General features: G+C 71.3%; 9 protein-coding genes, 1 tRNA gene and 1 pseudogene. 6 read left to right on the top strand and 5 right to left on the bottom strand.

Annotated elements, in window-relative coordinates:
- Positions 1–43 precede the first annotated feature (43 nt).
- Complete coding sequence (locus tag G6048_RS19695; protein ID WP_328826424.1) at positions 44–1,399, bottom strand: M1 family metallopeptidase; 1,356 nt, start codon at positions 1,397–1,399, stop codon at positions 44–46.
- Between the two features lie 89 nt (positions 1,400–1,488).
- Positions 1,489–5,364 carry a Pls/PosA family non-ribosomal peptide synthetase gene (locus G6048_RS19690; protein ID WP_165340872.1) on the bottom strand — a complete coding sequence of 1,292 codons (3,876 nt, stop codon included), beginning with the start codon at positions 5,362–5,364 and terminating at the stop codon, positions 1,489–1,491.
- 363 nt (positions 5,365–5,727) lie between these two features.
- Between G6048_RS19690 and G6048_RS19685 the strand changes: the two genes are divergently transcribed.
- Complete coding sequence (locus tag G6048_RS19685) at positions 5,728–6,423, top strand: DUF2637 domain-containing protein (protein WP_165340871.1); 696 nt, start codon at positions 5,728–5,730, stop codon at positions 6,421–6,423.
- Between the two features lie 130 nt (positions 6,424–6,553).
- On the opposite strand, the gene G6048_RS19680 is transcribed toward G6048_RS19685, so the two are convergent.
- Positions 6,554–6,638: transfer RNA gene (locus G6048_RS19680), tRNA-Leu, on the bottom strand.
- A 185-nt stretch (positions 6,639–6,823) separates the two neighbouring features.
- Here G6048_RS19680 and G6048_RS19675 point away from each other — a divergent pair.
- The 3 genes from G6048_RS19675 to G6048_RS19665 all read left to right on the top strand — a co-directional run bounded on the left by G6048_RS19675 (position 6,824) and on the right by G6048_RS19665 (position 9,445).
- Positions 6,824–8,149 carry a M20/M25/M40 family metallo-hydrolase gene (locus tag G6048_RS19675; protein ID WP_165340870.1) on the top strand — a complete coding sequence of 442 codons (1,326 nt, stop codon included), beginning with the start codon at positions 6,824–6,826 and terminating at the stop codon, positions 8,147–8,149.
- Positions 8,150–8,346: 197 nt separating this feature from the next.
- A complete protein-coding gene (gene chpH / locus G6048_RS19670; protein ID WP_165340869.1) occupies positions 8,347–8,580 on the top strand; it encodes a chaplin ChpH in 234 nt (77 codons plus the stop codon).
- Between the two features lie 157 nt (positions 8,581–8,737).
- Complete coding sequence (locus G6048_RS19665) at positions 8,738–9,445, top strand: chaplin (protein WP_165340868.1); 708 nt, start codon at positions 8,738–8,740, stop codon at positions 9,443–9,445.
- Positions 9,446–9,551: 106 nt separating this feature from the next.
- Here G6048_RS19665 and G6048_RS19660 read toward each other — a convergent pair whose 3' ends face one another.
- Entirely contained in the window at positions 9,552–9,740 is a 189-nt protein-coding gene (locus G6048_RS19660; RefSeq protein ID WP_165340867.1) for a DUF5703 family protein, read from the bottom strand.
- Between the two features lie 47 nt (positions 9,741–9,787).
- Here G6048_RS19660 and G6048_RS19655 point away from each other — a divergent pair, with 47 nt between their 5' ends.
- A complete protein-coding gene (locus G6048_RS19655) occupies positions 9,788–10,522 on the top strand; it encodes a hypothetical protein (RefSeq protein ID WP_165340866.1) in 735 nt (244 codons plus the stop codon).
- A gap of 571 nt (positions 10,523–11,093) precedes the next feature.
- Here G6048_RS19655 and G6048_RS19650 read toward each other — a convergent pair.
- A complete protein-coding gene (locus tag G6048_RS19650; protein ID WP_165340896.1) occupies positions 11,094–13,421 on the bottom strand; it encodes an ATP-binding domain-containing protein in 2,328 nt (775 codons plus the stop codon).
- On the opposite strand from G6048_RS19650, the pseudogene G6048_RS48735 reads away from it, so the two are divergent.
- Positions 13,420–13,617: pseudogene (locus tag G6048_RS48735) on the top strand (hypothetical protein); the annotation flags it as partial. The gene G6048_RS19650 and the pseudogene G6048_RS48735 overlap by 2 nt on opposite strands.

Raw genomic sequence — 13,617 nt, 5'->3', positions numbered from 1 at the left:
GGCGCGACCAGCCACAGACGGCCCGCAGCTTTCGTACGGCTGCTCAGATATTGGTGGGCGGATACGGCGGCCGAGCCGGAATCACCGCCCCGGACGCGGACGGCAGCGGCGGCAGCGCCGTCTCGTGCAGCCACGCCGTGAACAGGTCGTCCAGCGAATCGGACGCATACCGCGCGACGTGCCGCGTGAACGACTCCGTCGTCACCGCGCCACCCCGATGCAGCGCAGCCCAAGCCCGCAGCATCCGGAAGAAGGACTCGTCGCCCAGCGCGCAGCGCACAGCGTGCAGCACGAGCCCACCCCGCTCGTAGAGCCGATCGTCGAACATCAACTTGCGCCCCGGGTCCGCGAGTTGGAGATCCTGCGGCAACCCCGCCAGCTTCCGGTGCGCCAAAGCGGCCAGCGCCTGCGCACTGCGCCCGCCCGACCGCTCCGACCACAGCCACTCCGCGTACTTCGCGAACCCTTCGTTCAGCCAGATGTGCCGCCAGTCGGCGATGCTCACACTGTTGCCGAACCACTGGTGCGCCAGCTCGTGCGCGATGAGGCGCTCAGAACCCCGCGCCCCGTCCACGTGGTTGGCGCCGAACAGGGACAGCCCCTGCGCCTCCACCGGGACGTCCAGCTCCTCCTCGGTGACGACGACCGCGTACTCACCGAACGGATACGGGCCGAAGACCTCCTCGAACAGTTCCATCATCGCGGGCTGCCGCGCGAAGTCCCGGGAGAACGAGGTAAGCAGATGCGCCGGGATGTGCCCTGCCTGCGGCACACCACCGAGGCCGGGATCGCCGAGCAGCACCGTCTGGTACGTGCCGATGGACAGCCCGACCAGGTAGCTGGACGTCGGCGCCGACTGCTCGTAGACCCAGGTGGTCGTCGAGGCCTTCGTCGTCCGGGTCAGCAGCCGGCCACCGGCCACGACCGAGTACGCGGACGGCGTGGTGATCGACAGCTGGTACGAGGCCTTGTCGGCGGGCCGGTCGTTGCACGGGTACCAGGACGGCGCCCCGACCGGCTGGCTGGCCACCAGAGCCCCGTCCTCCAGCTCCTCCCAGCCGAGCCCGCCCCAAGGGCTTCGTACCGGCTTGGGGTTGCCCGACCAGTGCACCTCCACCGTGAAGGCGGCCCCGGCCCGGATCGGCTTCGCCGGGCGGATGCGGAGCCGGCCGCCCCGGTGCGTGTAGTGCGGTGCCCGGCCGTCGACCCGTACCCGGCCGACCTTGAAGTCGGCGAGGTTCAGCAGGAACTCGGCGAGCGGTGCCCGGCCCGCTATGGCGTTGAGCCGGGCGGTGCCGGACAGCCGGTTGGGTCCGGGACGGTAGTCCACGGCGAGTTCGTACCGGTGCACCCGGTAGCGGGCATCCCCGTTCGCCGGGAAGTACGGGTCCGCTCCCACTGTCCGCTGAACCACTGCTGTGTCCGCTCCCTGCCCTGTGCTCGTACGACGTGCCGGTGCCACCTCCCTGGGCGCCGTACGGGCTGCGCCTAGGGACGCCATGCTTCGATCGGGTTGCCCAGCCAACGGGTGTCGTCGGGAACGGATTCCGCCGCCATGACGAGGGATGCGGGTCCCAGTGTGCTGCGCGCCCCGACGGTGCTGCCGGGCAGGACGATTCCGCCCGGGCCCAGGGTGGCGCCCTCACGGAGGACCACAGTATCCGTCCGCAAGATCCGGTCGTGGAAGAGGTGGGTCTGCAGCACACAGCCACGGTTCACGGTGGCGGCGTCCTCCAGCGTCACCAGGTCCGTCTCCGGCAGCCAGTAGCTCTCGACCCAGACGCCCTTGCCGATTCGGGCGCCGAGCCCGCGCAGCCACAGCGACATCAGCGGCGTACCGGGCACGGAACCGGCCAGCCAGGGCACGGCCACCACCTCGACGAAGGTGTCGGCCAGCTCGTTGCGCCACACGAAGCCGCTCCACAGCGGGTGCTCACCGGTCCGGTGCCGGCCCACGAGCAGCCACTTCGCGACGATCGACAGCACCGCGGCTGCCGCACCGGCAGCCAGCAGCACCACACCTGCGAGAGCCCAGGCCCATGCCCCCAGCACGCTCAGCGCGGCCACCGTCAGCACAGCCAGCGCGGCCGAGCAGAACACCGGGACGATCCGGCACAGCTCGACCAGACCGCGCGCCCACAGCAGCCGCTTGGGCGGGTCGTACGTACGGCTCTGATCGCCGTCACTCGTCGCCCGCGGCAGCTTCACCGGCGGCAGACCCAGATACGAGCTGCCCTTCTTCGCCTTCTTCGGCGTCGCGGACAGTACGCCGACCAGGCCGCCGTCCGGTACGGAGCGGCCCGGCGCGGTCATCCCGGAGTTCCCCAGGAAGGCCCGGCGGCCGATCTCCGCCCGCCCGATCCGCATCCAGCCGCCCCCGAGCACGTACGGAGCGGTCAGCGTGTCATCGGCGAGGAACGCGCCCTCGCCGACCGTCGTGAGGCTGGGCAGCGCGAGGACCGTAGACACCTCTGCGCCCCGCCCGATCTTCATCCCGAGCAGCCGCAGCCACACCGGCGTGACCAGCCCGGCGTACACCGGGAACAGCGTCTCGCGCGAGCGGTCCATCAGCTGCGTGACCGTCCAGGCCTTCCAGCCGATCCGGCTGTGCGTGGGGTGCGTGCCCGGGCGCAGGCCCAGACTGAGCAGCCGTACGGAGATCAACAGGAGCAGCGCGTACGTGAAACCGAAGGTCAGCGTCGCCGGCACCAGCGCGAGCGCGGCGCCCCGCAGGGCCCCGCCGAGTCCGGCGTCCGGCGAGACGAAGAGGCTCGCCACGAGGAGGGCGGCAAGGCCCGCGACCAGCGGCAGGGCGTTCAGGGCCAGACCGGTCGCGCCGTACATCACGCGCCAGTACGTCCCCTTCTGCGGGCGCTCCTTGGGCCAGTCCCGCTTCGCCTTGCCGAGCTTGACGGCGGGAGCGCCCGCCCAGCGCTGACCGGTGGGGATGTGCCCCGAGACGGCGGAGCCGGGTGCCACTTCGGCCCGCTTGCCGACGCGGGCGCCGGGAAAGAGCATGCCGCGGGTGCCGACCACCGCGCCGGCGCCCACCTTGACGGTGCCGATCTCCAGGCGGTCGCCGTCCAGCCAGTGCCCGGACAGGTCCACCTCCGACTCGACGGCGGCACCGCGGCCGAGCTTGAGCATGCCGGTCACCGGCGGCAGCGAGTGCAGGTCCACATCGGGGCCGACCTTGGCGCCGAGCGCCCGCGCGTACCGCTCCAGCCAGGACCCGGTCAGCGAGGTCGCACCGCTGAACTCAGCGAGCCGCTCAGCCGTCCACAGCCGCAGATGCACGCTCCCGCCGCGGGGATAGCGGCCGGGCTTCACTCCGCGCAGCAGCAGCCGCGCACCGCCCGCGGCGATCGCGAGCCGCCCCGCCGGACTGAAGAGCAGCGCCGCCCCGGCAGCGACGGCCCACCATGAAGTCTGAGGCGCCCACGGATACGGGCCGAACCAGTGCAGTACGTTCCCGAGCGCGGCCAGCGCCACCGTCCAGCGCAGCCCGAGGAGCGTGAACAGCGGGACGAGCAGCAGCAGTTGGGCCACCTTGGCCCGCAGCGGCACCGGTGCGATCTCGCGCGCGGCGCCGTCGCCCTGCGCGGACTTCTCCAGATGCCGGGCCAGCTTGCGCAACACGGGGTGCTGATAGAGGTCGACCACCGCGGCGCTGGGGTAGCGCGTACGAAGCTTGGTGGTGAGCTGGGCGGCGGCCAGGCTGCTGCCGCCGATGGCGAAGAAGTCGTCGCGTGCGCTGCCCACCGGGATGCCGAGCACCTCGCTCCACTGCTCGGCGAGCCAGGCCTCGGTGCCGTACAGCTGCTCGGCGGGACCACCGGTCTCCAGGCCTGCGAGCGGCCACGGCAGCGCGTTCCGGTCGACCTTGCCGGACGTACGCGTCGGCAGCTCGTCGACGGGCGCGAGCAGCGGGACCAGGGCGGCGGGCAGTTCGGCACGCAGCTTCTCGACGGCCGTCGCGTGGTCCCAGCCGTCCTGCGTCACGACATAGCCGACGAGCAGCTGGTTGCCGCTGCGCGCGGTCCGCACGGCGGCAGCGGCGCCCTGGACGCCGGGCAGCGCCTGGAGCGCGGCGTCGACCTCGCCCAGCTCGATCCGCCGCCCGCCGAGCTTGATCTGCTCATCGGCCCGCCCGAGGAAGACCAGCCCGTCCGGCTCGGCCTTGACCAGGTCACCACTGCGGTACGCACGCTTCCAGCCAAGCGACTCCAGCGGGGCGTACTTCTCGGCGTCCTTCTCGTGGTCGAGGTAGCGGGCAAGCCCCACCCCGCCGATCACCAGCTCACCGCTGCCGCCCATCGGCACGGGCTCCCCGGCCTCGTCGACGACGGCCAGCTCCCAGCCGTTCAGCGGCAGCCCGATCCGGATCGGCTCCTCGCCGCTCATCAGCGAGGCGCAGGCGACGACGGTGGCCTCGGTCGGCCCGTACGTGTTCCAGACCTCGCGTCCCTCGGTCACGAGCCGCTGGACCAGCTCGGGCGGGCAGGCCTCGCCGCCGAAGATCAGCAGCCGTACGTCGTTGAGGGCCTCCGGCTCCCACAGGGCGGCCAGCGTCGGCACCGTGGACACCACGGTGATCTCCTGCTCCACCAGCCAGGGCCCGAGATCCGCACCGCTGCGCACCTGGGAACGCGGCACAGGCACCAGGCAGGCCCCGTACCGCCAGGCCAGCCACATCTCCTCACAGGAGGCGTCGAAGGCGACGGACAGCCCGGCCATGACCCGGTCGCCGGGCCCGATCGACTCCTCGGTGAGGAACAGCCTGGCCTCGGCGTCCACGAAGGCGGCGGCGCTGCGGTGACTGACGGCGACGCCCTTGGGCTTCCCCGTCGAGCCGGAGGTGAAGATGATCCAGGCGTCGTGCTCGATACCGGGCCGCGCGGCGGGCGTCTCGCTCTTCTCCCCGACGGTCAGCTCGTGCCCGGCTCCGACGACCGCCCGCACTCCGGCTTCGCCGAACACCAACTCGGCTCGCTCATCGGGGTCTTCGGCGTCCACGGGAACGTAGGCGGCGCCGGCGGCCAGTACGGCGAGGATGGCGACGTACAGGTCATTGGTCCCGGAGGGGACACGTACGCCGACGCGGTCGCCGAGGCCGACCCCGGCGGTGCTCAGGCGTCGCCGCAGGTTCTCGACCTCGACGGCCAGCGCCCGGTACGTGAGCGGGCGAGTCCCGTCGTCCAGGGCGAGTTCGTCCGGATACGAGCGGACGGAGGCCTCGAAGATGTCGACAAGGGAGCGGGGAGAGGCCGCCGGACCCGCGGAGAAACGTGCCGTATCGCCGAACTGTTCGCGGATCTCTGCGTCGAGCACACCGAGAGCACTGCTCTCGTGTATGGCTGTCATCGCGACCTCGCCTCTCGTTCCCGGAAACCTCCGGGGCGCTGGCGGGCCCGCAGGTCTGCCTGGGGTTGTCCGGCTCCAGCTCCGTAACAAACCGGAAATCCTAGTACGACTCTGGACTCGCCCCCTACGACAAGCCATGTGAGAGGTCCGTTCGGAGCAGCCCATCGAAGGTGCCCATGCGTCGTGACCTCGCGATCTTCCCCTCGGGCGAGAGATCGCCCACACATCGGCCGTGGGCGGAGATCTGACGATCATTAAGCGCATCAATATGGGTACATTGCTTTTAAATTGGGCGTATCCAGCTAATTTTCCCCTCGTTGGGGAGTGCATGGCGACGATGAGCCCACAGGGCACGGTGACGGCATGAGCGGTTACTGGCCCCAGCCCGAGCACGGGTTGGACAGCACTGGATATCACCTGGGCTCCTTCGGGGCGGACGTGCTCGACCCCACGGTCCCCGAAGGCCTGCGCACCGAGTGGGACTTCGACCAGGACCTGACCCGGCTGCTCCAGACCGGTGCTCCCGAGGTACCCGTCTCCGCGGCGCCCCCCGTCGCGCGCAAGCGCGGTGCGCGCCGGCGGCCCAACAGGCTGGTGCGGTGCGCCCGTTGGTTCCAGAGGCCGTGGCTGAAGGTGCTGAGCCTGTCCATCGCGGCACTGACCGCGGTGATCGTGGGGATGGTGAGCGTGCTCGGGGCGCTGGTCGCCTACGACCCCCTGCGCGAGGTGGCGTCCCCGATGGCCCATGGGCTGGGCGCATGGTGGCCGCTGCTGGTCTACGGGCCGTGGCTGGTGGCCTCGTTGTCCATCCTGCGCGCCGCGCTGCACCGCCGCAGCGCCGCGCACTCCTGGGCCGTGGTGCTGCTGTTCTCCGCCGTCGCGATGTGCCTGTGTGTCGCCCACGCGCCCAGGGCGCCGATCGCGATGGCGGTGGCGGCTCTTCCGCCGGTGACCGCCCTGCTCTCCTTCCAGCAGTTCGTCCGCCAGCTCACGCTCACCACCCCTGCCAAGCCGGTCCTGCCCCGCCAGCGACGCGCCGGCCGGCACGCCACCGACTGACTTCCGGACACGCCCTGCTCCCGGGCGAGACGCCCGGGAGCAGGGGCACTCCGGCGCACCCACACCCCCGTAAAACAGCTTGTGCGGACCGAGACTCAGCTCGGCCCGCACAATTTGGGTTTTTCTTCAGTGTCCGAGGGGGGACTTGAACCCCCACGCCCGATAAAGGGCACTAGCACCTCAAGCTAGCGCGTCTGCCATTCCGCCACCCGGACAAGGTGTAGGTCGTGCGGGGATGGCCCCGCGGCGACAGAGGAAACATTACCAGGCTTCCGAAGGCTCCCGATCACAGGCCACGGCGTGTGAACCCCGTGTGACAGCCCGGATCCGGCCTTGGGGCGGACGGGACGGAGAGGGAGTATGAGGGGGAGAGGCAGCAGTGACCGTGGGAGGCAGCAGCGTGAGTGAGTCGGATACGGCCAGGAGCATCACCGGTGAGGACGAGGTCGTCGACCTCTGCCGCGAGCTGATCCAGATCGACACCAGCAATTACGGCGACCACTCGGGCCCGGGGGAGCGCAGGGCCGCCGAGTACGTCGCCGAGAAGCTCGCCGAGGTGGGGCTCGAACCGCAGATCTTCGAGTCGCACAAGGGCCGTGCCTCCACGGTCGTACGGATCGAGGGCGAGGACCGATCGCGGCCCGGGCTGCTCATCCACGGCCACACCGACGTCGTACCCGCCAACGCCTCGGACTGGACCCACCATCCGTTCTCCGGAGAGATCGCGGAGGGCTGTGTGTGGGGTCGCGGCGCCGTCGACATGAAGGACATGGACGCGATGACCCTCGCGGTCGTACGCGACCGGGTGCGCGGCGGACGCAAGCCGCCCCGTGACCTCGTGCTGGCCTTCCTGGCCGACGAGGAGGCCGGCGGTAAGTTCGGCGCGAAGCACCTCGTGAACAAGCACCCGGACCTCTTCGAGGGCGTGACCGAGGGGATCGGCGAGGTCGGCGGATTCTCCTTCACCGTCAACGAGAAGCTGCGGCTGTATCTCGTCGAGACCGCCCAGAAGGGCATGCACTGGATGAAGCTGACCGTGGACGGCACCGCCGGACACGGTTCGATGATCCACCGGGACAACGCCATCACCGAACTCTCCGAAGCCGTCGGGCGGCTCGGCCGGCACAAGTTCCCGGTGCGCGTGACGAAGACACTGCGGCACTTCCTCGACGAGCTGGGCGACGCCCTCGGTACCGAGCTCGACCCGGAGAACATGGACGAGACGCTCGCCAAGCTCGGCGGCATCGCCAAGCTCATCGGCGCCTCGCTGCAGAACACCGCCAACCCGACCCAGCTGGGCGCCGGTTACAAGGTGAACGTGATTCCGGGCCAGGCCACCGCACATGTCGACGCCCGCTATCTGCCGGGCTACGAAGAGGAGTTCCTCGCCGATCTGGACCGGATCCTCGGTCCGAAGGTGAAGCGGGAGGACGTGCACGCCGACAAGGCGCTGGAGACCACCTTCGACGGGGCCATCGTCGACGCCATGCAGACCGCGCTGTCCGCCGAGGACCCGATCGCGCGCGCCGTGCCCTACATGCTGTCGGCCGGCACCGACGCCAAGTCCTTCGACGACCTCGGCATCCGCTGCTTCGGCTTCGCCCCGCTGAAGCTGCCGCCGGAGCTGGACTTCGCGGGCATGTTCCACGGTGTCGACGAGCGGGTGCCGGTCGATGCCCTGAAGTTCGGCGTGCGGGTACTCGACCGATTCATCGAGGCGTCCTGAACGAGGAGTCCCCAACGAGGCGTGTCCTTCGGTACGTCCCGAATTAACACGCTGAAACGACACTCCAATAATCGCCAGCGCGTCCAGAGTTGACTGGGAAGGGTGAATGCGCTCATAGGCTCGTAGCCCTATTACTCCCTCCTCGTTACAGGTGATGTGACCCGTGACCAGGGTCGCATTGCCAACTAGGAGGAATAATGATCAAGAAGGTCGTCGCTGCTGCGGCTGCCACTGGTGGCCTCGTTCTCGCTGGTGCGGGAGTTGCGGCTGCCGACTCGGGCGCCCACGGTGCTGCCGTGCACTCGCCCGGCGTGCTCTCGGGGAATGTCGTTCAGGCGCCGATCAATGTGGACTCGAACGTGTGCGGCAACACGATCTCCGTGGTCGGGCTGCTGAACCCGGCGTTCGGCAACATCTGCATCAACGACTGACGTTGCGCTTCACCCCATAGGGGTCTGAACCCCATAGGGGTCTGAGTCCGCGGCCCCGGAGTACGCGCCACGCGCTCCGGGGCCGCCGACTTTCCGCATTCCGCGTACGTGCACTGGGCGCGTGCGCATTCCTGAAGCAACAAGGCAGGGAAAAGCTATGCGACAGGTCACCCGCAAGGGCCTGATGACCGTGGCGGCAGCCACCGGCGTCCTGGCCGTCACCGGCGGCTACGCACACGCCGACTCGGCGGCAAACGGCTCCGCTTCCGACTCTCCGGGCGTGCTCTCGGGGAACTCCGTCGAGGCCCCCATCGACGTGCAGGCGAACGTCTGCGGCAACACCGTGAACGTGGTCGGGCTGCTCAACCCGGCGGTCGGCAACAGCTGCGCCAACGAGGGCGGCGGTTCCGGCAACTCCTCCGGCGGCAACAACTCCTCCGGTGGCGGCTCGCAGGCCGGCGGACACACCGGCGACTCATCCGGCATCGGCTCCGGCAACCACGTGCAGGTCCCGGTGGACGTACCGGTCAACGTCTGCGGCAACGGCGTCAACGTCGGCGGTATCGGCAACGAAACCTCGGGCAACGACTGCGCCAACACCGAGGGTGATCACAAGACGCCGCCTCCCGGTCACGGAGAGCAGACGCCTCCTGGCGACCTGGAGCAGCCGCCGTCCGCGGACGAGGAACAGGCGGGCGCCGCGAAGCCGAACAACCCGGACACCCAGGCCGTCGCACAGCCCAAGGGCTCCGCGCAGCTCGCGGCAACCGGCAGCGACCTGCCGATCGGCCTCGCGCTGCCGGTGGGCGCGGGCGCGCTGCTGATGGGCGCCGTGCTCTACCGCAAGGCACGGGCCGCGGCGTGACAAGGCCTGGAAGGCCCGGGTAACAAAGCCTGGAAGGCACCGGCCACCTGCCGAAACGGAGCGGGCCCCGCGACCGCGGGGCCCGCTCCGTTTCAGCCACTTCGTGTCACCACGTGGCACGCACCTGGCGGATGATCCGCCGGCGCAACCGCACCCTGCGGCTGCCGTCGGGGTGCAGGCTGAGGCGGTCCAACTCCCAGTGTCCGTACTCCGCATGGTCTGTCAGCAGGCGCGTCGCCTCCTTGCGGGAAACCCCGCGTGGCACGTACACGTCGACAAATTCGTATTCCGGCATCGCATCTATTGTGCGGGCAGAGGCCCGGTACGGATAGCGTCTGCACTATGTCTGATGCTGCGCAGCCCACCGCTGCCGAGGTACGCGCCGCCGCCGAGGCGATCAAGGCTGCGCTCGACCGCCACCTTGCGGCTGTCGAGCGCAGGTCGGGTGAGGACGACCCGGCCGTCTACGAGGCGTTCAACGAGTTGGCTTCGGCCGCCGAGGAGTACGACGAGCTCCTCTATGACCGCTATGACGAGGTCACGCCCTTCGAGATCCCCGGTACGGAAGACACCCTGCCGCCGTACACCGGGCCCGAGGAGCCGAACGCGCTGAGCGTGCTGATCCGCCGCGACTACGCCGTCGCGGAGCCGCAGCGTCTGCTGGCGCAGGCCCAGCGGGTGGAGGCCGTGGAGGAGTCGGGAGCGGCGGCCGTGGGCTTCGACGCGGCGTCCGGCACGGTGCACGGTGCGCTGGGCGTGCTGTTCGGAGAGTTCGAGCCGGACGAAATCGCTTCCCGGCACAAGGAGTTCGGCCTGGAGGAGGGCGACTCCACGCTGTGGGTCACCGCCGCGGACGAACCGGCCGACCCCGGTGAATGGCTGGACGCCCCCTTCGAGGGGACGGATCCCCAGCGGATCGTCTGCCGCTTCGACGTCAGCGCGGTCTTCGACGAGGAGCCCGACGACGGCCCCGACGACCTCGATGACCTCGACGGCAGCAGCGCGAACGGCCGCGGTCCGGCTCTCGGCGGAGGCTTGGACGACGACGACATGGAGTCGCTGGACGCGGATCGCTGAGCAGGTGCGCGGAGGGTTCGCACGGGTGGCGGTCACGGGCTTGGGCCTGTGGCCGCCACCGGTGTTTGGTGGCTGAGGCGCGGGTCAGGAGGGCGCACCCCTGGCACGGCTCGGCCACTCGGGCAGGAGTTCCGGTGCGGTGGGGACCGTGGGCGCCCGGCTGACGGCCAGCTCGCCGCCCGGTCGGCCCGGGGCGGTGGGCCCCGGCCGGTATCGCGTGCGGTGTCGGCGGCACGGGTGGTCGGAGTCGGTCTCGGCAAGGTCAACCGCCGGGTGAAGCGGCTCGCGCTCGCCCAGTCGCACGACGTCACCGCTTCGGTGACGCGCGCGGGTGCGCGGGTCATGCGGAGACCGCCGACGCCGCCGAGCGCACTGCGGATGGTGGCGCACGGGTGCTCGGGTCGTGTGCACTGCGAGCGCCGCGGCCGCCACTGCCCGTGGGATTAGCCTGCGGTCGGGACTTGCGCCTTGAGCGGGGTGGGCAGGCCGGGCGGGCGGGGCTTGGCCGGGGCCTCCGCCACCGCGCGGGTCGTGCGCACTGCGAGCGCCGCGGCCGCCACTGCCCGTGGGATCAGCCTGCGGTCGGGACTTGCGCCTTGAGCAGGGTGGGCAGGCGGGTCGTGCGGGGCTTGGCCGGGATGTCCGTCACCGCGCGGGGCAGGGCCTGTTCGACGCCGTGGACCACGGAGAGGTGGCGTTCGGCGCGGCTGAAGGCTGTGTAGATCCAGGGTCTGGTCAGGGTCTGGGCGGCGTCGCCGGGCAGGACCACGATCGCGGCGGGCCAGCGCCGGCCGACCGCTTGGTGCGCGGTGAGCGCCCAGCCGTGGCGTACGGACTGCTCGACCCGCTCCTTCGGTACGACCACGGGGGTGCCCGCGCACTCCAGATGCAGCCCTTCGGCGTCGGCCTTCACCACGTGACCGGGCGCCGTACGGCCCGGAGCGGGCGTGTAGGCGATCCGGTCGCCGGGGTCGAAGCCGCCGAAGCGGCCCGGGCCCGGGTTGAGCCGCTCCTTCAGCGCGGCGTTCAACACCCGGGTGCCCGCCGCGCCGCCATGACCCGGCGTGATCACCTGGGCCTGCTCCGCCGGGATCCCGAACGCCCGCGGCACCGAGTCCGCGACCAGCTGCACGGTGCGGTGCACCGCCTCGCCGGCGTCGCGCACCGGGACGATCACGACCTCCTTGCCGGGGGCCTCCACCTGGTTCAACTCGCCTACGCCGATGCCCGAGACCAGCTCGCCGATGGGGCCGGGGTCCGGTGTCCGCGAGGCGACCTGCGGGCACACCCGGGCCGCAAGCAGATCGGCGAAGACCCGCCCGGGCCCCACCGACCACAGGACGCCGGGGTCACCGCTCAGCACGAAGCGCGCGCCATCGGGCAGCGACTCGGCCAGCATCGCCGCGCTCTCCACGTCCAGTTGGGGCGCGTCGAGGACGACCAGGAGATCGGTTCTCAGCAGGCCGTCCGCGTCCCGGCCCGGCCCTTCGGCCCCGGACAGCAGACCCGCGACGGTAGCTACGGTTTCCTGGGGCTCGGCTTCCGGCTCCCGCTGCTCGGCTCGCGCGAGCAGGGCCGCGAACCGCTGCCGTCCGTCCACGCTGTGCGTGGCCGCGCACACCCGCAGCCCCATCGCGCTGGCAGCGGCGACCAGGGCCGCGGGTTCAGCGCGGGACGCCTCGCCGCCGGTGTGGAGCACGAGGCCGTGGCCCGCGACGGCGCGGATGAGTTCGGCGGCGGAGCCGGTCGCGGCCGACTCCCAGGCGTCGGCCGAACCGTCCTCCTTGGGCAGCGAGTTGACCACGCGCGCGAGTCCGTCGGCGAGGCTCTCCTCGGCGAGTGCGTACCGCTCCAGGCCGACGAGGACGCGTACCGGCCGCTCCTGCTCGCTCTCCTCGCCCTCCTCCGCCTCGTCGCCGGACTGCCTGGGCGCGCTGGGCGCCACGGGTGCGCCAGGCTCGGCCAGCGCGTCCTGGAACACCAGGGCGTCCCCCTCCGCGATGGCGCTCTGCACCGCGGCGTCCGGATCCGGCACGGCCCGCTGCGCGAGCGCCGTGCTGAGCGCCGGGGCTTCCAGGGCGGTGTGCCCGACGAGGGCCGCCTGTTCCAGCAGCCATACGGTGACTGCCCGGCCCCTTCGCTCGTCGCCGGGCCCGCACTCCGCGCCGAGCAGCGCCCGGGCGAACCCGTCCGCCTGCTCCGGCCGCACCCCCGCCACGCGCAGCAACTGCCAGGGATCCTCGCGCAGTTGTCCGTCCGCTCCCTCTCCGAGAGCCGCGGCGACCTGCGGCGCGAGCGCTTCGGGTGCACTGCCTTCGCCCAGTACGGCCCGTACGGCGTCGACGGCCTCGGCCGGCACCGGTGCGGCGGCGGACGAGGTCACGGGCCCCGGCCGCCGCACCGGCTCGGGCGCGACCCTGCGCGGCGCCGACTCCGCCTCACTGAAGACGCTGCCCCCGGGCTTCTCGCCACTCTCCACCGCCCGCACGGCCGCAAGCAGATCGGCCGCCGCCCCGCTCAACTTCGTCCCGCTCTCAACGGCCCCCTTCTTTTCAGCCTTCCGCCGCTCAATCCGCTCCCGCAACCCCCGCTGAGCAGCCAACTCAGCCTCAGCTTCGGACAGTTCACTGGCCCCGTCGGCTTCTCCCTCCGCGCCCGAGGACCCCTCACTGCGGGCCGTGGCACCCTGACTGTCGGCCACCGCGCCGCTTTCAGCGGCCTGGCTGCCGGCAGCCGCGCTGCCCTCACCGCCCGCGCTTCCTTCAGCGTCCCCGCGATCGGCCGCGGCGCCACCCTCACGACTCGCATTGGCGGCGGCAGCGCTGCTCTCAGCCTCGCCTCGGTTGCCCGCGGCGTCCCCGCCATCGCTCGCGCTTCCGGCGGCAGCGCGGTCCTCGATGTCCCCGCGCTCAGCCGCCGCTTCGCTCTCACCGGCGGCGCTTTCGGCGGCAACGTGGTCCTCGGGGCCGTCGGGCGCCGCCTACGACCTGCCCGACGAGCTGGACCTGTACCTCACGCTCAACCTGTCCAGCGTCGCCCGGCTGCACGCGGACAAGGAGGCCATCGAGCGCGGACTCGTCGAAGCCTCAGCCCGG

Origin of the sequence: Streptomyces ureilyticus, from assembly GCF_011045025.1 — a bacterium.
Taxonomy (GTDB): domain Bacteria; phylum Actinomycetota; class Actinomycetes; order Streptomycetales; family Streptomycetaceae; genus Streptomyces; species Streptomyces ureilyticus.
Note: the sequence above shows the minus strand (reverse complement) of the source record. Positions and strands in the feature narration are given on the sequence as shown.